The sequence below is a fragment of the Nonomuraea sp. NPDC050536 genome, assembly GCF_044457685.1.
In the GTDB taxonomy this organism is placed as follows: domain Bacteria; phylum Actinomycetota; class Actinomycetes; order Streptosporangiales; family Streptosporangiaceae; genus Nonomuraea.
This window is the reverse complement of the sequence record NZ_JBITHD010000001.1, coordinates 932,688-953,534: the sequence shown is the minus strand read 5'-3', so window position 1 is coordinate 953,534 and position 20,847 is coordinate 932,688. Positions and strand designations below refer to the sequence as shown.

At 69.6% G+C, this 20,847-nt stretch carries 20 protein-coding genes; 9 read left to right on the top strand and 11 right to left on the bottom strand.

Going from position 1 to position 20,847, the window contains the following annotated elements; all coding sequences use genetic code 11:
• Nucleotides 1–80: 80 nt before the first annotated feature.
• The 4 genes from ACIBHX_RS04785 to ACIBHX_RS04770 are packed head-to-tail and all read left to right on the top strand — an operon-like array spanning nucleotide 81 to nucleotide 3,471.
• The gene (locus ACIBHX_RS04785; RefSeq protein ID WP_397064237.1) at nucleotides 81–1,379 is read left to right on the top strand and encodes an ABC transporter substrate-binding protein; all 1,299 of its coding nucleotides are present in this window, start codon (nucleotides 81–83) and stop codon (nucleotides 1,377–1,379) included.
• On the top strand, nucleotides 1,376–2,248 hold the full coding sequence (locus tag ACIBHX_RS04780) for a carbohydrate ABC transporter permease (RefSeq protein ID WP_397064235.1): 873 nt from the start codon (nucleotides 1,376–1,378) through the stop codon (nucleotides 2,246–2,248). The genes ACIBHX_RS04785 and ACIBHX_RS04780 overlap by 4 nt, the downstream gene beginning before the upstream one ends.
• Nucleotides 2,245–3,054, top strand: a complete 810-nt coding sequence (locus tag ACIBHX_RS04775; protein WP_397064233.1) for a carbohydrate ABC transporter permease — start codon at nucleotides 2,245–2,247, stop codon at nucleotides 3,052–3,054. Before ACIBHX_RS04780 ends, ACIBHX_RS04775 begins: the two co-directional genes overlap by 4 nt.
• Nucleotides 3,055–3,066: 12 nt before the next feature.
• Complete coding sequence (locus ACIBHX_RS04770; RefSeq protein WP_397064231.1) at nucleotides 3,067–3,471, top strand: cupin domain-containing protein; 405 nt, start codon at nucleotides 3,067–3,069, stop codon at nucleotides 3,469–3,471.
• On the opposite strand, the gene ACIBHX_RS04765 is transcribed toward ACIBHX_RS04770, so the two are convergent.
• Nucleotides 3,433–4,842, bottom strand: a complete 1,410-nt coding sequence (locus tag ACIBHX_RS04765; protein WP_397064229.1) for an FAD-dependent monooxygenase — start codon at nucleotides 4,840–4,842, stop codon at nucleotides 3,433–3,435. The genes ACIBHX_RS04770 and ACIBHX_RS04765 overlap by 39 nt on opposite strands.
• 59 nt (nucleotides 4,843–4,901) lie before the next feature.
• On the opposite strand from ACIBHX_RS04765, the gene ACIBHX_RS04760 reads away from it, so the two are divergent.
• Together ACIBHX_RS04760 and ACIBHX_RS04755 are read left to right on the top strand one after the other, a co-directional pair.
• Nucleotides 4,902–5,558, top strand: a complete 657-nt coding sequence (locus ACIBHX_RS04760) for a TetR/AcrR family transcriptional regulator C-terminal domain-containing protein (RefSeq protein WP_397064227.1) — start codon at nucleotides 4,902–4,904, stop codon at nucleotides 5,556–5,558.
• Nucleotides 5,555–6,097: an NADPH-dependent F420 reductase gene (locus ACIBHX_RS04755; protein ID WP_397064225.1), complete on the top strand. Its 543-nt coding sequence runs from the start codon at nucleotides 5,555–5,557 to the stop codon at nucleotides 6,095–6,097. The genes ACIBHX_RS04760 and ACIBHX_RS04755 overlap by 4 nt, the downstream gene beginning before the upstream one ends.
• Here the strand turns inward: ACIBHX_RS04755 and ACIBHX_RS04750 are convergent, their stop codons facing one another.
• Nucleotides 6,098–7,312, bottom strand: coding sequence for a hypothetical protein (locus ACIBHX_RS04750; RefSeq protein ID WP_397064223.1), 1,215 nt, complete (start codon nucleotides 7,310–7,312; stop codon nucleotides 6,098–6,100).
• 378 nt (nucleotides 7,313–7,690) lie between these two features.
• Here ACIBHX_RS04750 and ACIBHX_RS04745 point away from each other — a divergent pair, with 378 nt between their 5' ends.
• The gene (locus ACIBHX_RS04745; RefSeq protein ID WP_397064221.1) at nucleotides 7,691–8,104 is read left to right on the top strand and encodes a hypothetical protein; all 414 of its coding nucleotides are present in this window, start codon (nucleotides 7,691–7,693) and stop codon (nucleotides 8,102–8,104) included.
• Here the strand turns inward: ACIBHX_RS04745 and ACIBHX_RS04740 are convergent.
• Nucleotides 8,088–8,840: a hypothetical protein gene (locus ACIBHX_RS04740; protein WP_397064219.1), complete on the bottom strand. Its 753-nt coding sequence runs from the start codon at nucleotides 8,838–8,840 to the stop codon at nucleotides 8,088–8,090. The genes ACIBHX_RS04745 and ACIBHX_RS04740 overlap by 17 nt on opposite strands.
• Before the next feature lie 163 nt (nucleotides 8,841–9,003).
• Here ACIBHX_RS04740 and ACIBHX_RS04735 point away from each other — a divergent pair, with 163 nt between their 5' ends.
• Nucleotides 9,004–10,539: an aldehyde dehydrogenase family protein gene (locus ACIBHX_RS04735; protein ID WP_397064217.1), complete on the top strand. Its 1,536-nt coding sequence runs from the start codon at nucleotides 9,004–9,006 to the stop codon at nucleotides 10,537–10,539.
• Nucleotides 10,540–10,647: 108 nt separating this feature from the next.
• Nucleotides 10,648–11,934: a CehA/McbA family metallohydrolase gene (locus tag ACIBHX_RS04730; RefSeq protein WP_397064215.1), complete on the top strand. Its 1,287-nt coding sequence runs from the start codon at nucleotides 10,648–10,650 to the stop codon at nucleotides 11,932–11,934.
• 56 nt (nucleotides 11,935–11,990) lie between these two features.
• Here the strand turns inward: ACIBHX_RS04730 and glnII are convergent, their stop codons facing one another.
• From glnII to ACIBHX_RS04690, 8 genes are all read right to left on the bottom strand, one after another.
• Nucleotides 11,991–13,010, bottom strand: a complete 1,020-nt coding sequence (gene glnII / locus ACIBHX_RS04725) for a glutamine synthetase (protein WP_397064213.1) — start codon at nucleotides 13,008–13,010, stop codon at nucleotides 11,991–11,993.
• An 84-nt stretch (nucleotides 13,011–13,094) separates the two neighbouring features.
• Nucleotides 13,095–14,318, bottom strand: coding sequence for an FAD-dependent oxidoreductase (locus ACIBHX_RS04720; protein WP_397064212.1), 1,224 nt, complete (start codon nucleotides 14,316–14,318; stop codon nucleotides 13,095–13,097).
• 3 nt (nucleotides 14,319–14,321) lie between these two features.
• Nucleotides 14,322–14,798 (bottom strand): TetR/AcrR family transcriptional regulator, encoded by a 477-nt coding sequence (locus ACIBHX_RS04715; protein ID WP_397064210.1) that lies wholly within the window; start codon nucleotides 14,796–14,798, stop codon nucleotides 14,322–14,324.
• A gap of 68 nt (nucleotides 14,799–14,866) precedes the next feature.
• Nucleotides 14,867–15,406: a dihydrofolate reductase family protein gene (locus ACIBHX_RS04710; protein ID WP_397064209.1), complete on the bottom strand. Its 540-nt coding sequence runs from the start codon at nucleotides 15,404–15,406 to the stop codon at nucleotides 14,867–14,869.
• A gap of 6 nt (nucleotides 15,407–15,412) precedes the next feature.
• Nucleotides 15,413–16,429, bottom strand: a complete 1,017-nt coding sequence (locus ACIBHX_RS04705) for a sigma-70 family RNA polymerase sigma factor (protein WP_397064207.1) — start codon at nucleotides 16,427–16,429, stop codon at nucleotides 15,413–15,415.
• A 334-nt stretch (nucleotides 16,430–16,763) separates the two neighbouring features.
• Nucleotides 16,764–17,810 (bottom strand): helix-turn-helix domain-containing protein, encoded by a 1,047-nt coding sequence (locus ACIBHX_RS04700; protein ID WP_397064205.1) that lies wholly within the window; start codon nucleotides 17,808–17,810, stop codon nucleotides 16,764–16,766.
• Nucleotides 17,811–17,879: 69 nt separating this feature from the next.
• Nucleotides 17,880–18,647 (bottom strand): DUF418 domain-containing protein, encoded by a 768-nt coding sequence (locus ACIBHX_RS04695; protein ID WP_397064204.1) that lies wholly within the window; start codon nucleotides 18,645–18,647, stop codon nucleotides 17,880–17,882.
• A 72-nt stretch (nucleotides 18,648–18,719) separates the two neighbouring features.
• The gene (locus tag ACIBHX_RS04690; protein WP_397064202.1) at nucleotides 18,720–20,615 is read right to left on the bottom strand and encodes a CocE/NonD family hydrolase; all 1,896 of its coding nucleotides are present in this window, start codon (nucleotides 20,613–20,615) and stop codon (nucleotides 18,720–18,722) included.
• Nucleotides 20,616–20,847 lie beyond the last annotated feature (232 nt).

Below are 20,847 nucleotides of genomic sequence, written 5' to 3'. Positions count from 1 at the left end.
CGCTCTGGTGCATCCGGCGGCGGACGCCTATTGTATTCAAAACTCAGTATGCAGAGCATGACATACCACAGGACGTCATCGTGAACAAGATCCATGTCATAGCGGGGTTGGCGGCCGTCGTCGCGCTGAGCTCCTGCGCCACCGGCGGGGCCCCGGCCAAGCAGGCTCCGAAGCTCGCGCAGTCGGCCAAGGTCTCGGGCTCCATCAAGGTCTGGTCCTGGGACGTCGCCGCCAAGGCGCTGCAGCGCCTGGCTCCGGAGTTCGAGAAGTCCCACCCCGGCGTCAAGGTGGAGATCGAGGACATCGGCTACGACAACGCCTACGACAAGATCACCGTCGGGCTGAAGTCCGGCGCCGGCCTGCCCGACGTCATCACGCTCGAGGACACCTACATCGCCGGGTACGCCGAGCACTTCCCGAACGGCCTGGTGGACCTGAGCCCGGTGGCCGCCAAGTACCAGGGCGACTTCGACCCGGCCAAGTGGAAGGCCGCCACCTCGGGCAAGGGCCTGTACGCGATGCCGTGGGACTCGGCGCCCGTCGGCCTGTTCTACCGCCGCGACTACTTCAAGCAGGCCGGGGTGGACCCCGAGGCCGTCCAGACCTGGGACGACCTGGTCAAGGCGGGCGAGAAGATCAAGCAGGCCACCGGCAAGCGCCTGTTCGTCTCCGACCTGACGAGCGCCGCCGCGTTCACCACGCTGCTGCAGCAGCTGGGCCAGGGCTACTTCAAGGACGGCAAGGTCGCCGTGAACAGCCCGGCCGCCGTCAGGGCGCTCACGCTGCTCAAGACGCTCAAGGACAAGGATCTCCTGCAGAACGAGAAGGGCTGGGACGGCCGCGTCACCGCCACCAAGCAGGGCAAGGCCGCCACCCAGCCCACCGCCGCCTGGTGGACCGGCACGCTCACCGGCGAGATGGCCGAGCTGTCGGGCAAGTTCGGGGTCATCCCGCTGCCCGCCTTCGACCAGGGCGGCATCCGTACCTCGGCCAACGGCGGGTCGGCGCTGGCGATCACCTCGCAGACCAAGAACCAGGACACCGCGTGGGCGTTCGTGGAGTGGCTGCTGGCCGGCAAGGAGCGGCAGGTGTCGATGATGAAGACCGAGGCGCTCTTCCCCGCCTACCTGCCCGCGCTGTCCGACCCGCTCTTCGACGAGCCGCAGCCCTACTTCGGCGGGCAGAAGGTCAACCGCCTGTTCGCCGACCAGGTCAGGAACATCCCGCCGATCGAGCTGACCGGCGATGACAAGGAGGCCGAGGAGCTGCTGAAGAAGGCGGTCCCCGACGCGCTGCTCAACGGCAAGGACCCCAAGGCGGTGCTCGACAGGGCCGCCGAGCAGCTGGCCGCCGCCACCAAACGGGGTCTGGCTTCATGACAGCCACGAGTACGGCGGGCCGCCTGATCGTGGCCCCGCAGGCGAAGCGGTGGCGCCGCCGTACCGTGCCGTGGATCTTCGTCGGGCCCGCGGCGGCGCTGTTCGGGATGTTCTTCGCCTACCCGCTGGCCGCGTCGCTGTTGCAGAGCCTGGACGGCGGTGCGGGCAACTACACGCGGCTGGCGGGCGACCCGTCGTTCCTGCAGTCGCTGGTGAACGTGGGGCTGATCCTGGTCATCCAGGTGCCCATCATGATCGCGCTGGCCACGGTGCTCGCGTACGTGCTCAACCAGTCGTGGCTGCGCTTCCGCGCGACGCTGCGGGCGGCCTACTTCCTGCCGGCGGTGACGACGCTGGTGGCCTACGCGGTGGTGTTCCGCGTGCTGCTGCGCACCGAGGGCGGCGCGGTCAACCAGGTGCTCGGCCTGCAGGTCGACTGGCTGAACGACCCGCTGTGGGCGCGGGTGGCGCTGATCGCCTCGATCACCTGGCGCTGGGCCGGCTACAACGCGATCATCCTGCTCGCCGGGCTGCAAGCGATCGGGCGCGAGCAGTACGAGGCGGCCGCCATCGACGGCGCCGGGCCGCTGACGACGTTCAGCAAGGTGATCCTGCCGCAGCTCAGGCCCGTCCTGCTGTTCTGCTCGATCACCTCGACGATCGGCACGCTGCAGCTGTTCGACGAGCCGCTGGTGCTGACCGGCGGCGGGCCTGGCGACGCCACGCTGACGCCGATCCTCTACCTGTACCAGGTGGGCTTCAAGCAGTTCGACTTCGGCTACGCGGCGGCGATCGCGTGGGTGGTGGTGCTGCTGATCGGCGGGCTGTCCTGGCTGCAGTTCCGCTACTTCGGAAAGGGGCGCGGGTGAGGCGGCTCGTCCTGTGGGTGCTGGCCGCGGCCGGCGCGGTGGTCAGCGTGGTGCCCTTCTACTGGATGGTGGTGGCCGCCACGCACGACGGGTCGGAGCTGTTCGCCTCTCCGCCGCCGTTCCTGCCGGGCGGCGACCTGATGGCCAACCTGCGCCATCTGGAGGAGTCGGTCCACTTCGCCAGGGTGCTGGCCACCAGCGTGTGGACGGCGCTGGTCTACACGGCGCTGAGCGGGCTGGTGTCGGCGATGTGCGGTTACGGGCTGGCCAAGTACCGCTTCCGCGGGCGCGGACTGCTGCTCGGGGTGGTGCTGGCCACGATGATGATCCCGTTCCAGGTGCTGCTCGTGCCGCTGTTCCAGATGATGGCCAGCATCGGCTGGGTCGACACCTACCAGTCGATCATCATCCCGTTCCTGGCGAACTCCTTCGGGATCTTCCTGATGCGGCAGGCGTTCGTGGACTTCCCTGACGAGCTGCTGGAGAGCGGGCGGCTCGACGGTGCGGGCGATCTGCGGATCTTCTACCGGATCGTGCTGCCGTGCGTGCGTCCGCAGCTGGGCGCGCTGGTGATCTTCACGTTCATCTCGCAGTGGAACGCCTTCATCTGGCCGCTGCTGATGCTGAACTCCGAGGAGCGCTACACCGTGCCGGTGGCGCTGAACCACCTGATCGGGTTGTCGCACGTGGACTACGCCGGGCTGATGCTGGGCGCCTTCCTCGCCACGCTGCCGCTGATGCTGGTCTTCCTGGTCTTCCAGCGGCAGTTCGTGTCGGGGTTGCTCGGTGGCGCGGTCAAGGCCTGAGATCATGGTCGCATGACACGACCGTTCTTGGCCGAGACCCTGGACCTGCGTGCGCACCCGGAAGGCGGCTGGTTCAAGGAGACCTGGCGCACCGAGGTCTCCTTCGAGCCTCCCGGGTACGGCGGGCCCAGGGCGTCGGCCACCGGGATCTACTTCCTGCTCTGCCCCGGCGAGGAGTCCAGGCCGCACGTGGTCCGCTCGGACGAGGTGTGGCTGTGGCACCGGGGCGGGGCGCTGGAACTGACCATCGGCGACGAGACCGTCGTCCTGGGCCCGCTGGTGGAGCAGGGCCAGGTGCCGCAGGCCGTCGTGCCCGGCGGCGTGTGGCAGTCGGCCCGGCCCGCGGGCCAGGAGGAGGTGCTGGTCAGCTGCGTGGTCTCACCGGGGTTCGACTTCGCGGACTTCCAGATGCGCTGAGCCGAACCAGCGGGTGAGCGCCGCCGTGACGGGTTCCCGCTCTCCCGCGGCCCAGGCCACGTAGCCGTCGGGGCGGACCAGCTGCTCGGGCTCCGCTTCGGCCTGCCGTACCAGCAGACCCTTGCCGTCGCGCAGCAGCTCCCGGTAGGGCGGCGCCGCGAAGCGGCCGACGCGCGGGTCGGCCGAGGCGGGGGCGTAGTCGATGTCGGTGCCGTTGGCCATCGCGGTGAAGTGGTCGTGCGCCTGCGGGAGCCGCAGCGTCTCCTCCAGCACCGCGCGCAGGGCGTCGACCTGCGGGCCCGGGCGCATGAGCGCGACCTGGGCGCGGGTGTTGCGCAGCACCCGGTCGGCGACCGGCCGGCGCTCGGCGGTGTAGGTGTCGAGCAGGGACTCCGGAGCCTTGCCCCGTACCACCAGGGCGAGCTTCCAACCCAGGTTGGCCGCGTCCTGCAGGCCCATGTTGAGCCCCTGACCGCCGATCGGCGAGTGCACGTGCGCGGCGTCGCCCGCCAGCAGGATCCGGTCACGGCGGTAGGTCTCGACCAGGCGGGTGTTGTCGCTGTAGCGGATCCCCGCCTCCAGCGACGTGACCCGCACGGTGTCGACGCCGCTGGCGCGGCGCAGGCTGGCCTGCAGCTCCTCGGCCGTCATCGGGGCGTCGCGCTCGCCAGGTCCGCCGTCGAACTCGATCGTGGCGATCTCCCCCGGCACCAGTGACAGGTTGACCAGGCCGCCGGGGCTGCGCAGCGACGAGGTCAGCGCGGCGGGGTCGGCCACCTCGGCCACGGCGGTGCGGCCCGTCATCGTGGCGTCCGTGCCGGGGAAGGGGATGCCCGAGCGCTTGCGCACCACGCTGCGGCCGCCGTCGCAGCCGACCAGGTAGGCGCCCTCGAAGCGGCGGCCGTCGCGCAGCACCGCCGTGGCCCCCTCGACGTCGACGACCTCGCAGCCGGCCAGGATCCGCACGCCCAGTTCCTCTGCCCTGGCGGCGATCACGCGCTCGAGCAGGTGCTGCTTGAGCATCATGTACTCGGCGGGTCCCTCCTGGTCCTGCAACAGCGGCAGCCCGCCGAAGTGGCCCCGGGTCTTGCCCTCCTTGAGCAGCTGGATCAGGAACGACACCGCGTCGGCGCCGTCGTGCGCCACCCCCTCGAGGTACTTCCACTGCTCCTCGATCACCGGCTCCGCGAGCCCGCGCAGAGCCAGTGTCTGAGTGCTGCGCACGTTGACCGAGCGCAGGCCGAGGCTGCGTTCCCGGCGGACCGGGCTCTCCGCCGCCTCCAGTACCAGCGCTTCCACGCCGCCCAGCGTCAGCTCGGCGGCCAGCAGCAGGCCGACAGGCCCGCCGCCGACGATGATCACGTCTGTCATGAGTCCTCCCATCGAAACTTACGGCGTAAGTAGAACGCTTACGGTGTAAGTTTGTCAACGTGGGTAAGGGAATCAACCGCGAGGCGATCCTCGACGCCGCCCTCCTCCTGGCTCAGGAGGAGGGCCTGGCGGGGCTGTCGATGCGGAAGCTGGCCAAACGGCTCGGCATCGAGGCGATGTCGCTGTACAACCACTTCGCCAACAAGGCCGACATCCTGGACGGCCTGGCCGAACGGGTCTACGGCGACGTGGCGCGCCCCGATCCCGGGCTGCCCTGGCAGGAGCGGGTGCGGGCGACGGCGCTGGGCATGTACCGGGCGCTCTCCCGGTATCCGGTGGTGCCGCTCGCGCTGGTCACCGACCAGGCCAACCCCACCTCTGAGCGGGCGCTGCGGCCCCTGGAGGATCTGCTCGAGGCGCTGTACGCGGCCGGATTCGACGACACTCAGGTACGGCGGGCACTGAGCGCGATCAACGGGCTGATCATGGGCTCACTGCTGCTGTCGACCGCCGGGTTCACCGGCGACTTCTACGCCAGCCAGGGCGAGGAGCAGCTCGACCACTTCCGCCAGGGCGTCGACGCCGAACGGCTGCCGCACTTCACCCGGCTGCTCGGGGTTCTGCCCGACATCGACGCCGAGGCGGACTTCGCGGCCGCCCTCGACATGTTGATCATGGGAATAGCCGGCACGGCAGGGCGGTTGCGCCGGGCATGAAGATCGCAGTCATCGGTAAGGGAAACATCGGCGGCACGCTGGGGCGGGCCTTCGCCGCCGCCGGGCACGAGGTGACCTACGGTTCACGGAGCACGCCGATCCCCGACGCGCTCGCGGGTGCGGAGACCGTCGTCGTGGCCGTGCCCGGCACAGCCGTCGTCGCCTTCCTGGACGAGTACGGGCCCGAGCTCGACGGGAAACTCGTCGTGGACGCCGTCAACCGGATGGGCGAGGACAAGCTGCACAGCGCGGCGGACGTCGCCGCGAAGGCGCCCGGCGCGCGCTACGCCCGCGCCTTCAACTCCTACGGCTGGGAGAACTTCGCCGACCCGGCCTTCGACGGCGAGCGCGGCGACCTGTTCTACTCCTCGGCCGAGGCCGACAAGGACACCGTCGAGCAGCTCGTCGACGCCGTCGGCCTGCGGCCGGTGTACCTCGGCCCCGACCAGCACGACGCGCTCGACGGAGTGCTCCGCCTCTGGTTCGCGCTCGCCGTGGGTCAGGGCCGGGGACGGCACCTGGCGTTCCGGGTGCTGTGATCAGTAGCCGCGGGTGTAACGCACGCCCGGGCCGATCGAGATCGGCACGCCGGCGCCGTCGACCAGGTTGACGCCCGAGGCCACCGAGAGCTGGTCGCCCTCGCCCTTCTTGAGCTGGATGCCGGTCTCGAGCTTGGTGCCGTGGCCGACGATCGTGTTTCCGGAGATCGCGGCGTGCCCGGTGCCGTAGTTCACCGCGTCAAGCGCCAGATAGACGAAGTTGACGTCGGCCGGCAGGTCGCCGGTGGCGGTCATCTTACGTACGTCGGGCGCCCTGCGCTCGCGGAAGGCCTGCTTCAGCGCGGCGAAGCCGTCCGGCGGCGGCAGGAACTTGTGGATGCGGTTGCCGGTGATCGTGGTCGCCGCGTCACCCTGCAGGTCGCAGCGGATGCCGTAGTACGTCTGGTCCTTGGTGCTCTCGGAGCCGAAGTCCTCGATGTAGTTGTTGGAGATCGAGGTGCCGAAGCAGCGGTGGGCGTCGATCGCATTCTTCGGCGAGCCGTACAGGTGCAGCTCGCTCAGCGTCCAGCCCGCCGCGTTGTCCATCTGGATGGCGTTGGTGCCGTTGAAGCCGATCCAGGCGCGTTGCAGCGTCCAGTCCGTGACCGAGTTGCCCGGGTCCACCACGCGGATGCCCGCTTCGGCCGAGCCTTCGATGTCGACGTCGCTGATGATGCTGTTCACCATGGTGTTGCGCAGCATCGTGCCGTTCTGCGACGGGTTGCTGATCCTGATCCCGTCCGACGGCGCGCCGTAGATGTCGACGTCGTAGACGCGCGCGTTCCACGCTCGCAGCATCAGCCCCACGGTGCCCTTGTTGGCGTCACGGTTGCCGTCGAGCGTCAGCCGCTCGATCCTGACCGTGTCGTCGCTCGTCTCCGCGTTCTTGACCCAGCCCTCGGAGGCCAGCATCGCCGGCAGGTTCGCCCCGTCGGCCTGCTTGATGACCGTGCCCGCCTTGCCGTCACCTCGATAGGTACGGCGCGGCGGCAGGCTGATCGTGGCGTTGATCAGGCACGGCCCCTTGATGACGACCTCGTCCCCGTCCTTGGCGGAGTCGATCGCTGCCTGCAGATTCTTGGCGTCGTCAGCGGTGTTCGCACAGGTGGCATCCACCCGATTCGCCGAAGCCGGCGTCGCCACCACCGTCACACCCAGCCCGGTAACAGCCACCACAGCGGCCCCCGACAGCAGAGCAGTACGTAACCTTCGCATGAATTCCCCGTTCCTTACTGACGAAGCAGGAGACGCTTCCCCCGTCCCCAGTCCCCCGTCACTCCGGTCCCCCTGGACCGGCTACTGATCATCCTGCCGGAAATCCCCATACCCGAAGCCCGCAATTCCGGATTTATCCCGACAGCAAAGGCGTAGATTTCCCCCATGCCGGCGTGGCTCCGCCTCCTCCTGACAGCCGTGGCCGCCGCATCCCTGCTGACGCCCCCCACGTCCCGCCCCGAAATCCACCACGAAGGATGCCCGCTACCTGGGTCCCGAGCTGGGGGATCCGCGACAGGCCCGGCGACTTCCTCCCCTCGGACCCTGTCGCGTCCGTGACGTACTGCCGGCTCATCCTCGAGCCGCGCCGGCTCATCGTTGCGCGACGACATCGCCCGCAACCGAGGAACGTCGAGCACCTTCCTGCCGAGCCCACTCGCCGCGGCCACCGCCTGCCGTTACGGCCCCGGCGGCCGCCTCACCAGACAACGAACGATCACCGGCGACCTCGACCCCTTCCGCACGCTCATCACCGCCGAGACGGCGCCGAAGTCGTCCTCCTCGGGCGGCACGGAATCCTTGCTCAACGGGACCCGGTGCTCGACGGACGGGTCGTCGCCCACCGCCCTCGATGCGATCTGGGTGACGGACACGACCGGCGCGACCGCCGAGATCCGCGTCTGGCGGGCGCCTTGCCTCGCGGTCCTGTACGGCGGCTTCGGGCCGTTGGTCCCGGGCCGGGCACTCCTGGAACGCCTCGACACCGTGCTGGGCGCTATTTCGGGTGGGTGAGCATCTTGGTCTGGCTGGCGGGTGGCGGCTTGATCGTCACCTTCATGCCCCAGTCGGTCAGGCGGATGTCATCCAAGGCGTGGAAGCGCTTGTCACCCTCTTTCGTGTCCATGCCGCACACGTCGGACGACGTCCAGATCCGGCGAACCAGCTGGTCCTTCCCGATCCACAGGCGCCAGAGGACCACCCAGTCTGCGCACTTGGCGGCGTCCTTGCCGAAGAGCGCGGGATCGATGGCGGCGAGCTGCCCCTGCGTGATCGTGCCCTGGTAGAGGGTGGTCGGCGTGCCGTCATACACCTCGTCGGGACGCGTCTGAGTGGTGCTGGACAGGATCGCCTTGAGAATCCGAGCATTGGCGAGGTTGACGAGCGGCAAACCCAGAAATTTCATGCAACGCCAGGTGATGCCGGTCCATCGCTTCTTCTTGCCGCGACGCTCGTACATGTGGCCATTCACGCAGATCTCGCGGACGTGCAGGCCATCGACTGTGTACGACGTCTCGGTGCCTGCGACTTTGCCGTCACTGAAGCCCACGATGTCGTGCTGCGTGAGGTGATTGATCCAGCCTCGCCCGCCTTCGTCCCATTGACCGCGGCTCACGATCTTCACGCCGTGACCCTTGACGAGTTGGTGCTGGATTGCCGTGACCGGGTCCTGGGCGGTTGTCGCGCTCGCCGGGGCCCCGAAGGCCGCTCCGGCCATGACGGCCGCGGTCGCCGCGCGCAGAAGTCTCATGGCGGCGAATCCTCCCAGGCCCGAATTTCGACGTGATCACAAGGGACTCGCTGGTTGTCCCTTTCTCGGGACGGGGTGATCATTCTGGTCCGGGACGGCTCTGGGTTTCCAGATCTTGCGGCGAGATGATTGTGTGGGCGAAGGAACTACGAGGAGGTCCCCGGTGACCCGTCACATCGTTTCGGTCATGGGCGGCAAGGACGCCGCCGCCGCGAGCACGTACGAGTCGGTCAATCCCGCGCGCACCGGCCAGGTGGTCGCCCGGGTCGGTCTCGCGGACGCCGACACGTTCGCAGCGGCCTGCCGTACCGCCAAGGAGGCCCAGCGCGAGTGGGCCAGGGTGCCCGCGCCGGTCCGCGGCAGGGTGATCGCGTCGATCGGGCGCCTGGTCGAGGCGAACGCCGAGACGCTGGCGCATCTGGTGACAGAGGAGATCGGCAAGCCGTTCAAGGAGGCGCTCGGCGAGGTCAGGGAGATCGTCGACACCTGCGACTTCTTCCTGGGCGAGGGGCGCAGGCTGTACGGCCAGACCGTGCCGTCGGAGATGCCGGACAAGAACCTGTTCACCTTCCGCAACCCGGTCGGGGTGGCCGCGGTGATCACCGCGGGCAACTTCCCGGTGGCCGTGCCGTCCTGGTACCTGGTTCCGGCGCTGCTGTGCGGCAACGCGGTGGTGTGGAAGCCCGCCGAGTACGCCGCCGCCTCCGCGCACGCGATGTACCAGCTGTTCGTGGCCGCCGGGCTGCCCGACGGGGTGCTCAACATCGTCTTCGCCGACGGCGCCGACACCTTCGCCGGGCTGGACAAGGCTCTAGCGGAGGGGACGGTGCAGAAGGTCGGCTTCACCGGCTCCAGCGCGGTCGGCAGCAAGATCGGCGAGCTGACCGGCCGCCACCTGCAGGCGGCCTGCCTGGAGCTGGGCGGCAAGAACCCGATGGTGATCATGCCGGACGCCGACCTGGACCTGGCCGTCGAGGGCGCGCTGTTCTCCGGCTTCGGTACGGCGGGCCAGCGCTGCACGAGCCTGGGCACGGTCATCGTGCACGAGTCGATCCACGAGGAGTTCGTCGAGCGCTTCGCCCGGGCCGTGCGCAACGCCAAGATCGGAGACCCGGAGCAGGACGTGCTGGCCGGTCCGCTGCTCGACCAGAAGTTCGCCGACCGGTACGAGGAGTTCCTGACCTGGATCCAGCCCCACCACCGGGTCGTGTCAGGGGAAACCGGAAAGATCACGGCGGACAACCCTCACCACGACTTCACCGGCGAGGGCGGGATCTACTACCACCCGGTGGTCGTGGACGGGGTCAGGCCGGACGACCAGTTGTTCTTGGAGGAGACGTTCGGCCCGATCGTGGGCATCGCCTCCTTCCAGACCCTGGACGAGGCCATCGAGCTGGCCAACCTGCCCGGCTACGGCCTGTCCAGCTCGATCTACACCACCGACCCCAAGAACGCCTTCCGCTTCCGCGAGGGCATCTCGGCCGGGATGGTCAGCGTCAACAACTCCACCTCCGGCGCCGAGGCGCATCTGCCCTTCGGCGGCAACGGCAAGTCCGGCAACGGCAGCCGCCAGTCCGGCATGTGGGTGCTCGACCAGTTCACCCGCTGGCAGGCGATGAACTGGGACCACTCGGGCCGCCTGCAGAAGGCCCAGATGGACGTCGCCGACATCACCCCAGATATGGATTTCCGACTCTAGATCCTTCCACCTGGGAGTAAGAAAGCCACTCCGCCGGGAAGCATGGGCCTTCCCGGCGGGTGAGGGTCGTGCCACGATAACGGCGCCTTCGATTACGGGGAGAAGCCGATGCGTGACGATCTGAAACTGGTGACGGCGGCGATCCGGCTCCGCGCGGGGTTCCCGTGCCGGTGGAGCGTGGTGAGCGCCGACGGCAGGGGCTGGTTCCCGCAGGGCACCTCACCTGCCCGCGACCTGGACGGCCTGCCGTACTTCCACGGCGACGACCTGCTCGTGCACGTCCCGCGCGAGCGGCTGACGATCAGGGTGACCAGGGGCATGGAGTACGGCTCGGCCGAGACGACCCTGACGCCCGGCTCCGGCGAGACGCTCGTCGAGCTGGCCCCGCGGCGCATCTACGACGCCGCCGCCCGCGGCTGGTACGGCGCCGACCTGCACGTCCGCTTCAACCGCCCCACCCAGTGGATGGCCGACTCCCAGCATGGCGAGGACCTGCACGTGGTCAACCTGCTGCCCGGCGACGGCGAGGCCGTGGAGACCTGGACGGGCCGGGACCTGCCGTGGTCCGACGAGACCCACGTGGCCAGAGTAGGCCTGGCCCACCAGGCGCTCGGCCCGGTGAGCGACGCGCTGACCAAGCTCCGCGAGCGGGGCTCGCTGATCGGCTACGCCAACGCCTACCGCGGACCGGTCGAGACGCCTGAGCAGCTGGTCGGGGCGGGCGATCCCGGCTTCGACGCGCGGCTGTCGGTGGTGGACGCCGCTCTAGGGCTGGTCGACAGCTTCTCCTCGGCGATCGGCTCGGCGCAGGCCTACCGGCGCCTGATCGGCGCGGGCAACAGGATCGCGGCCGTCGCCGGCACCTCGCAACGGCTCGGCCCGATCGGCCGCGAGCGCACCTACGCGCACGTGCGCGGCCCGCTGACCGCCGAGTCCTACGCCGAGGCGGTACGGCGGGGCCGCACGTTCGCCACCACGGGCCCGTTCCTGGAACTCGCGGTCGACGGGGAGGTCCCCGGAGCCACGCTGGACCAGGTGGCGGGCAACCGAGTGAGCGTGGTGGGCCGGGTGATCGGTCCCGGCGTGGAGACCGTACGCCTGCTGACGGCGGACGGTGAGCTGGCCTCGGGCCCGCCCGGGGAAGTGGCAGCCGAACTGACGGTCAACTGGCCGACGTACGTGGTGGCCGTGGCCGAGGGCGGCGGCCAGGTGCGGGCCCACACCAGCCCGGTCTACCTGGACGTGGAGCGGCGCAGGGTGGCCCGCGAGGAGGACGTGACGTTCTGCCTGCGCTGGCTGGAGTTACTCGAGGACCTCATCAGAGACCGCGTCAGCGCGGACTATCTGTCCGTGGTGGAGGAGGCGCGCCGCGTCTACCAGGCGCGCCTGACCTGAACGTGAGAGAACGCGGGCCCCATATCGGGGGTGCCCGCGTTCTCTCAGAACCTCGCTCAGACCTGGCCGGCCTTCTCCAGGGCGGAGCAGCAGGTGTTGACCAGCAGCCTGGTCACCACGTACGGGTCGACGTTGGCGTTGGGGCGGCGGTCCTCGATGTAGCCCTTGCGATCCACCTCGACCTGCCACGGGATGCGCACCGAGGCGCCGCGGTCGGAGACGCCGTAGGTGTACCTGTTCCACGGGGCGGTCTCGTGCGCGCCGGTCAGGCGGGACTGGATGTCGGCGCCGTACTGCTTGACGTGCTCCATCGGCTTGTCGCCCTCACCGAGCGCCTCGCAGGCGGTGATGATGGCGTCGTAGCCCTCGCGCATGGCCTTGGTGGAGAAGTTGGTGTGCGCGCCGGCGCCGTTCCAGTCGCCGCGGGCGGGCTTGGCGTCGAGCGTGGCCTCCACGCCGAACTCCTCGGCCGTCCGGTAGAGCAGGTAACGGGCGACCCACATGTGGTCGGACACCTCGACGGGCCCGGCGGGGCCGATCTGGAACTCCCACTGGCCGGGCATGACCTCGGCGTTGATGCCGGAGATCGCGAGCCCGGCGGCGATGCAGCGGTCGAGGTGCAGCTCGACGATCTCGCGGCCGAACGCGGCCTCGGCGCCCACGCCGCAGTAGTAGTGGCCCTGCGGGGCGGGGAAGCCGCCCTCGGGGAAGCCGAGCGGGCGGCTGCCCTTGAAGAAGGTGTACTCCTGCTCGATGCCGAACCAGGACTCCTGGTCGGCGAACTGCTCGGCGATCGGACGCAGCAGGGCGCGGGTGTTGCTCTTGTGCGGCTCGCCGTCGATCTCCTCGACCTCGCACAGGACCAGGACGTTGTCACCGCCGCGGACCGGGTCCGGGCAGGTGAAGACCGGGCGGAGCACGCGGTCGGAGGAGTGACCCTCGGCCTGGTTGGTGCTGGATCCGTCGAAGCCCCACACCGGCGGCTCTGCTCCGTCGGCAAGGATCTTCGTCTTGGCGCGCAGCAGAGCCGTGGGCTCGGTGCCGTCGATCCAGATGTACTCAGCCTTGTAGCTCACGGCGGTCCTTTCGCGGTTCTCTCCAGCCACGCCGAGAAAACCAGACGGCCGTTTCCCGGTTTTTGCCCGTATGTAACCAGCGTGTTAATCCGAAGACCATCTTTCGCCGAAGATGCGCCTCTTCAGCGGGGGTACGGCCTGGCACGTACGGAAGAAGGCGCGGGCGAAGGCCCGGTTGATCCGGCTAGCCGAAATCCCCATCCTGGCATTGGACAGCGCCCGCTTCGAGGCGGCGAAGCCGTACTCGATCATGGCGCGCTCGTACTCCCCCAGCGCGGTCAGCAGCTCGGCCTGGCCCCTGCCGACCGCGGCGAGCTTGGCCGTGAGCAGCTGGGCGTCGCGCAGCGCGGTGTTGCCGCCCTCGCCGCCGGTGGGCAGCATCGCGTGGATCGCGTCGCCGAGCAGCGTGACCGGCCCCGTGGGCCACGGCTTGACGGGAGCGGAGGTGCGGAAGTCGAACATCTCGACGTCGCCGGGATCGGAGTCGGCCACCATGCGGACCAGGGCGGGATGCCAGCCCTCGATCATCTGGGTGACCGTCTCGCGCAGGTCGTCGCGCTTTTCCGGATACGCATCGCGGCGGGCGACCAGCGACCACAGCACGTAGTCGCCCTCGCCGGCGTCGTAGGTCCTGCGCTTGAAGACGGCGGTGAACATGGAGCGGCCCGGCTGGCCGAAGATGACGTTCATCCCGGCCGGGATCCGCTCGGGGAGCCAGGCCTTGGTCTCGGGGGTGAGGTAGAGCTTGCCGCCTACCGCCAGGGCGCCGGTGTCCAGGTAGCCCGCTTGCGGGAGCAGCTGTGCCCTGACCCGGGAGTTGCTTCCGTCGGCGCCGATCAGGACGTCGCCCGTGGCTGTGGATCCGTCGGCGAAGCGCGCCGTGATGCGCCCGTCCTTCGTCTCGTAGCCGGTGAACTTCCGGTCGAAATTCACGATCTCGGAGATATCGGCCAAGAGCAGGTTTCGCAGCGTGATGCGGCTGACCGCGTGGTGGCCTTCCTCCGGCGCGGTGCGCCCGCCGGTGAACAGGTCCTCCTCTATCAGCGTGAGCAGGTCCAGCCGGTGGGTCATGAACGCCATCCCCGCGCCCGGGTCGCCGGCCGTGGCCACGAACCGCTCCCAGACCTCGGGGCTCAGGCAGTCGTGCAGGGCACTGCTGCCCTCGGTGTTGATGTGGATGCGGTAGCCCTGGTTGCGGTTGGTCGGGGTGATGTCCCGCTCGTAGACCGCCACGCTCACGCCGGCCCGCTTGAGCCCGTTGGCCAGGCAGAGTCCGCCGATGCCGCCGCCTATCACGATCACGTGCATGGTTCAGGCTCCTTCGATGAGTTCGCGGAGGTGGGCGAGCACGACCGCCGGGTCGTCGGGGATGAGCGTCAGGCCCTTGGCCACGGCGATGACCAGCGCGGCGTGCTCCGGCGCGACGCGCATGGCCAGCGCCCCGCGCCAGCCCTCCTCCACCTGCTCGACGGTGGCGCGGATCTCCGGGTCGCGCAGCGAGCGCAGGTCGATCTCGCGCAGCACCACGAACAGCTCGGGCTGCTCGCGCATCGCGACCGCCAGCATGTCCAGGTAGTCGCCGAGGGTCGTGCCGGGCGCGTGCAGCTGCCGGGTGGTGTACTGCACGACCGCGGCGATGAGGTCGTTTTTGGTGGGGAAGTGGTGATGCAGCGTGGAGTGGTCGATGCCCACCTCGCGCGCCACCTCTCTCAGGCGCAGGCCCTCGAACCCCTTGACCGCCAGGCAGCGGAACGCCGCCTCGATCAGCTCCTGCCGTCGATCTCCCACGATCTTCCACCTCTCCACCAACCAGTTGGTGGAGAGGTAATCACGACCCGCTCGTGCCCGTCAACCCATCACAGGACGCGGAACCAGAGGTTGGTGGCGTGCGGGACGGCGCCGTGGGTGAGGCGTTCGAGCTTGACGTCGGTGCCGCCCGGCCGGTCGAGCAGGCGGGTGCCGTCGCCGAGCATGACGGGGGCGACGATCACGAGGACCTCGTCGAGCAGGGCCGCCTCGAGGCACTGGCGGGCGACGTCGGCGCCGAGCACGTTCACGTACTTCTCGCCCGCGGCGGCCTTGGCCAGGGCGACGGCGGTCTCGAGGTCCCCCGCGTAGGTGAGGTCCGCGGCAGGGGCGCCGGGCCGGTGGGTCAGGATGATCTGCGGCCCGCTCCACCCGCCGCCGAACGCCTTGCCCTCCTTGTCGGGGACGCCCTTGTACGGATCGTCACCGCGGAAGGTGCGGTTGCCCACGAGCAGCGCGCCGATGCGCGGGACCAGCTCGTCCACGAGCGGGTTGGGACCGAGGTGCTCGGTCAGCCAGGACATGTCCCCGCCGGGGCCCGCGATGAAGCCGTCCAGCGACATGGTGGCCGAATACAGCAGCTTGGCCATGATGATCTACCTCCTTGGTCGACCTCCTTCAAGACGGGCGTCCGGCGGAAAAGTCATCGGCAGGCCGAACGCCTCGAACACCCGAACATCATGGAAAGCGGTCAGCTCGTTGATGCGCCCGCCCTCGACGCCCAGTACGGCTATCGCGAAGGCGCGCCCGTCGAGGTAGGCCGCCGCGGCCGGCTGCCGGTTGGCCTCCAGGGGAAGCATCGTGAAGCGGCCGATGGGGTGCGCCGGGTCCCAGCTCGCCCTGAGGCTTCCCAGGACCGCTTCCCTGCCCAGGAACCAGGTCGGGTAGGGCGGCATCGTCGCGCGGACCTCTTCGGCGAGCAGGTCCGCCATGGCGGCCAGGTCGGCGCGCTCAGCCGCGTCCATGTAGCGGCGCAGCACGGCGCGCTCCTCGCCGGTCGGGTGGTTGCGGGCCGCCCAGTCCAGGCGGTGGCCGGGCAGGCGTTGCCTGAGCGTGGCCCTGGCCCGCTGCAGCGCGCTGTTCACCGACGCCTGCGTGCCGTCGAGCAGCTCCGCGGTCTGCCTGGACGGCCAGCCGAGCACGTCACGCAGGATCAGCACGGCGCGCTGGCGGGGCGGCAGGTGCTGGATCGCGGCCAGGAACGCCAGCTCGATCGTCTCCCTGCTCACCGCCGCGGTCGCCGGGTCGTTCCCCGTCGGGTACGGCTGCAGCCACGGAATGTCCATCCGCGGGCCCTCCGTCTCCGGCGGGCCCAGATCGTGCGGGAGCACGCGCCGCTCGCGGGTCTCCAGGGCGTCGAGGCAGGCGTTGGTGGCGATCCGGTAGAGCCAGGCCCGCAGCGACGAGCGGCCCTCGAAGGCGGGCAGTCCCTTCCAGGCGCGCAGCAGGGTCTCCTGCACCAGATCCTCGGCCTCCTCGAACGACCCCAGCATCCGGTAGCAGTGGACGCGCAGCTCACTCCGGTGCCGGTCCACCAGCTCCGCGAACGCCCCCTCGTCCCCGCCCCGAGCCTGCGCGACCAGCCCGTCCTCTACTCCATCCCCACGAGGCACCCCATCCACTTCTCCACGCCCCTGCCCGCCACCTCGACCGTCCTGTCCCTACCCACCCTCCATCACGCGACCTCAACCCGGGCGCGTCAGACCTTCCCACGCCCCGGACACCCCATCCTCCCGGCCCGCCAGACCTTCCCCCCGTCCCGGACACCACCCCATTCTCCCGGCCCGCCAGACCTTCCCCGCATCACGGACGCCACCCCGTCCTCCTGGCGCGCCAGTCTCTTCCCGCCCATCCGCGTCCTGGGCACAACCCGCGCGCCAGGCCCTTCCCGCCCTTCGGCGGGGCAGACCTGGGCTGCTTCCCGGCATGCCGTACCCCCTGGGTGGGTCATGTCCAGCGGCCGGTGGCGGCGCAGGCGCGGATGGTGTCGGCGGTCGGCTCGGGGAGTCCGGCCGCGACGAGGTCGGCCGAGGCGAGCGCTTCGGCAGACGGGAACAGGTGGGTGAGGCCGTGCGTCAACCCGGGCACCGGCTGCCCGAAATTTCGGGCTATGGCTCCCAGCTGCTCTCGCGCCCACGTCGAGCCCCCGTCAGCGGAGAGGACGGCCCGTACGGTCCCCTCGAACGGACCCCAGCTGACCGGCCCGCCCTGCCCGTCGACCCCCAGCATCAGCCCGACGCGCTCGACCACGTGGATCAGCCCCTCCCAGTACGGCAGGTGCGCCCTGAGCACCAGGTGGTCCTCGCCACCGGCGTGGACCTCGAGCATCCCTGGCCCGCCGTCGAGCCCGATCGTGCGCCGGTAGACCCGCCCCTCGACCGACTCCACCCCGGGCACGGCCCCCTCGGCCAGCCCCGCGACGACCTTGTCCCAGTCGAAGGGCTGCTGGACCGGCAGCCGCATCGCCAGCCCGCCGTCGGCCGCCAGCCGATCGGAACGCCGCCTGCGTCCGCGCAGCTCCCGTGGCGAGGCGCAGAACACCTCGCGCATCTCCCTGTTGAACTGCCGCAGGCTCCCGAACCCCGACGCGAACGCCACATCCGCCACGCTCAGCTCGGTGTCGTCCAGCATCCGCCGCGCGAAGTGCGCCCTGCGCGAGCGCGCCAACTGGTCGGGCGTCACGCCCAGATGATCGCGGAACAACCGCCGCAGGTGCCGCGGCGACACGGCCAGCCGCTCCCCCAGCGCCGCCTCGTTGCCCTCGTCGAGCACCCCACCGATGATCAGCTGTACGGCCTGGCACACGAGCTCCGGCGCATCGGCCCCCACCGGACTGGCCACCCGGTACGGCCGGCAGCGCAGACAAGCCCGGAACCCTGCGGCCTCCGCGGCGGCCGCCATCTCGAACGTCCGCACGTTCTCCGCCAACGGCCGCGCCCCGCACCCGGGCCTGCAGTAGATCCCGGTGGTCACCACGGCCGAAAACATCGTCATCCCCCCTTTATAGAAAAGCCCTCCGACCCTTTCTCGCCACATCCGGACACCCCTTGGTGACCATGCAGATCAACGCGACAGTCGGCGCAGGGCGATCTCGAAGGGGCCCCGATGGCCCACCCGGCGCATCCAGTCGGCCAGCACGATCGAGAGCAGCCAGACCCCCACGCCGATGGCGAGTGCGGCGGCGGCGCCCATGTCACCGGCCAGGTCCAGCGTGAAGGGATAGAACAGCGCGACGAGCACGACGGACTGGAAGAGATAGAAGGTCAGCGAGCGCCAGCCGAGCGCCACCAGCGCGGTCGTGACGCGGCCACGGTTGCTGCCGATCTTGACGGCGATCAGCCCGATGGCGGCGGCCAGTCCGATGCCGCCGGCGTAACCGGTGATCGTGTGCGCGATCGCGGGCAGCCAGGTCGAGCCGGGCGTCCACGCGCCGACCGAGATCAGCGCCATCGGGAGCCTGCCGACGTCGGCCGTCGCGAGGAAGGTGAAGGTGACGCGGCGGAGCAGGGCCACGTGCTGCTCGGGGTCGTCGATGATCCGGCGCCTGGCGGCCCAGATGCCGATCGCGATGCCGGGCATCACGATCAGGACCGTCCCCGGTGCTTTCCCCACCCACAACGCCAGGTGGAAGAGCACCTGGCTGGCTAGGTCGTCCTTCATCAACGACGCCAGCGACTCCGGGTGGCCGCCTGCCGCCGCGGCATGCGCCCGAACGGTCTGCCAGGCCAGCATGGCCGTCGCGGGCACCAAGGAGATCGCCGCGGTCCAGAGCAGGACCGAGTCGCGGGCGCGCACCATGGGCGCCACGATCAGCAACGTCAGGCCGTACACACGGCGACATGGCCCCGTGTGTACGGTCGCGGCCAACGGCGGCCGCGACCGTACGGATGATCGATCTTTCTGTTACCTGATGGACGTGCCGGTGACCAGCGGCAGCGAAATCGACGTGCCGGCCAGGTCGACGGTGACCTTGGCCCCGGTGCCGGGTTCGACGTCGGTCCCGGAGCCGTTGCCGGTCTCGTCGAGGTTGAAGTCGTCGTTGGTTCCGGTCAGCACCAGGCCCAGCCGGTGCCCGGCCTTGAACTCGTAGTCCTGCGGCAGCATCTTCCAGGTGATCCGGTACGGCTTGCCCGGCGTCAGCGGTGTCGAGCGGCTGAGCGATGTGTGGTTCTGCGCGTCCAGGATTCCGCGGGTGACCACGTTGAAGCCGGAGGTCGCCGTGTTGTCGCCGGCCCTGAAGTAGCAGCCGTCGTCATCGGCCGTGCTCGGGCCGACGCAGTCTTCACCCCCGATGATCTTGAGTCCTTGCGAGGCCGTCGTGGTGGTCTCGCGGTAGTTGATGCGGATGTCCTGGCCGTAGTCGACGAGCAGCACACCCAAGTTGGCGGTCGGCTTGTCCAGCGTCACCCGTAGGGTCACCGACGGCGTTCCGGACAGCCGCATCGCGTTCTTCAGCGGCGAGGTCAGGAATGTCAACCGGTGGGGGTTGGTGGTGGCGGGGTCGGCGGCCATCGCGATCTCGGCCTGGGCGATGTCGAGGTAGCTGCCGGTGCCGGTCGACCGCGTGCGGCTCAGGGAGCCGTCCTGCTGCGGCCGCAGAGTCGTCGTCCGCGCCGCGGGTGCCGGCCAGTCGGCCTGGGTGATCCAGCGGTCCGGGCCGAGCTGCACGTCGACGCGTGGCTGGCGCATGATGTCGTTGGAGATGCCCATCAGTTCGTGGTCGAACCACTTGTTGAGGGTGTTGAGCCACACCTCGCGGCGGGCCCAGAACGGGTCCAGGTGCCCGTACTGCGTCACCCACGCCTTGCGCTGCACGTTGCGGGGCAGCTTGGCCCACCACTCGGAGAACTGGCTGCCTACCACGTTGCGGTCCTGCATGCCCATCACCGCGAAGACGCTGGCGCGGACGTTGCGCGCCTTCGAGATCGGCCCGGTCCGGTAGTTGCGTTCGTCCCAGTAGGCGTTGTAGTTGCCGGTCTCGTCGTCGGATTCGGCGTCCATCCGCTGGCGTACAGCCTCACACTTCTCCGCCGGATCCTTGTCGACATGCTCGGACTGCCACCTCGCCCCGCCCTTGAACCAGGTGAGGACGCCGTTGGCGTGCGCGTTCTCGTATCCGCTGGTGAAGGCCGCAAGCGGCACGATCGTGTCCAGGCCTTGCACGCCGGTGCCGGCGACGCCGACGGCGAGGCCTCCTTCGTACGAGTGGCCGATCATCCCGGTGCGGCCGGTGGTCCAGGTGGCTTTGACCGGATCGCCCTTGTCGTCGTAGGCGGTCGCCCGGCCGTTCAGCCAGTCGACGACCGCCTTACCACCCAGCACGTCGGGGGCGCCGTAGGAGGTCGGGCAGCCGTCGGACAACCTGGTGCCGATCATGTCGACCGAGACGAACGCGTACCCGCGGGGCACGAAGTAGTTGTCGTAATACATCGGGAACTTCATCACGTTCCCGTTCGCGTCATACTTCTTGTGTTCAATCTCGAAGCCGACGCCGGGGTTGTCGTAATACGGGCTTTCCTGCATGATCACCGGAACCTTGAGCCCGGAACTGCTCTCCTTCGGCCGGATGATGTCCACCCGGACCAGATCCTTCTTGCCGTCGCCATCGCTGTCGACCGACGACTCCACCCGGACGTGCTCACGGATGGCGTCCTGGTAGGAGAAGACGGGCTGCGTCAGCCCGCCGGAGATTTCAATCTTCGGCTCCGCCGTCGCGGACGCGACGGGAGCACCGGAAACCACGAGCGCGGTCGCGAGTGGGATTGCGGCGAGGAACCCTCGCCGACGCGCGTTGGACATGTGAATCCCTTCGGGGGTCGGCTGTTGCCAGGTGTGTCGGTATTTGTGGCGTGGTGGTGGCACCGAGCTGTGGTTTTCGCTTGTCAGCGCGGGGCGTGCCGGGCAGATCGGCGGCGGCCGGCGGAGCACGCGAAGGTGGCGGCGAGTCGGCCGACGGGCAGCGGCAAGCTCGTCGTGGTGCGCGCGAATGGAGCGGGCAGCCGGTGCGGAACGCCTCGCGCCGCAGGTTTCG

Bases quoted from the DNA above. Each gene is read 5' to 3' on its own strand.
- ACIBHX_RS04780 (WP_397064235.1), top strand. From the start codon at position 1,376: ATGACAGCCACGAGTACGGCGGGCCGCCTGATCGTGGCCCCGCAGGCG.
- ACIBHX_RS04770 (WP_397064231.1), top strand. From the start codon at position 3,067: ATGACACGACCGTTCTTGGCCGAGACCCTGGACCTGCGTGCGCACCCG.
- ACIBHX_RS04765 (WP_397064229.1), bottom strand. From the start codon at position 4,842: ATGACAGACGTGATCATCGTCGGCGGCGGGCCTGTCGGCCTGCTGCTG.
- ACIBHX_RS04755 (WP_397064225.1), top strand. From the start codon at position 5,555: ATGAAGATCGCAGTCATCGGTAAGGGAAACATCGGCGGCACGCTGGGG.
- ACIBHX_RS04750 (WP_397064223.1), bottom strand. From the start codon at position 7,312: ATGCGAAGGTTACGTACTGCTCTGCTGTCGGGGGCCGCTGTGGTGGCT.
- ACIBHX_RS04740 (WP_397064219.1), bottom strand. From the start codon at position 8,840: ATGAGACTTCTGCGCGCGGCGACCGCGGCCGTCATGGCCGGAGCGGCC.
- ACIBHX_RS04730 (WP_397064215.1), top strand. From the start codon at position 10,648: ATGCGTGACGATCTGAAACTGGTGACGGCGGCGATCCGGCTCCGCGCG.
- ACIBHX_RS04720 (WP_397064212.1), bottom strand. From the start codon at position 14,318: ATGCACGTGATCGTGATAGGCGGCGGCATCGGCGGACTCTGCCTGGCC.
- ACIBHX_RS04710 (WP_397064209.1), bottom strand. From the start codon at position 15,406: ATGGCCAAGCTGCTGTATTCGGCCACCATGTCGCTGGACGGCTTCATC.
- ACIBHX_RS04700 (WP_397064205.1), bottom strand. From the start codon at position 17,810: ATGACGATGTTTTCGGCCGTGGTGACCACCGGGATCTACTGCAGGCCC.
- ACIBHX_RS04690 (WP_397064202.1), bottom strand. From the start codon at position 20,615: ATGTCCAACGCGCGTCGGCGAGGGTTCCTCGCCGCAATCCCACTCGCG.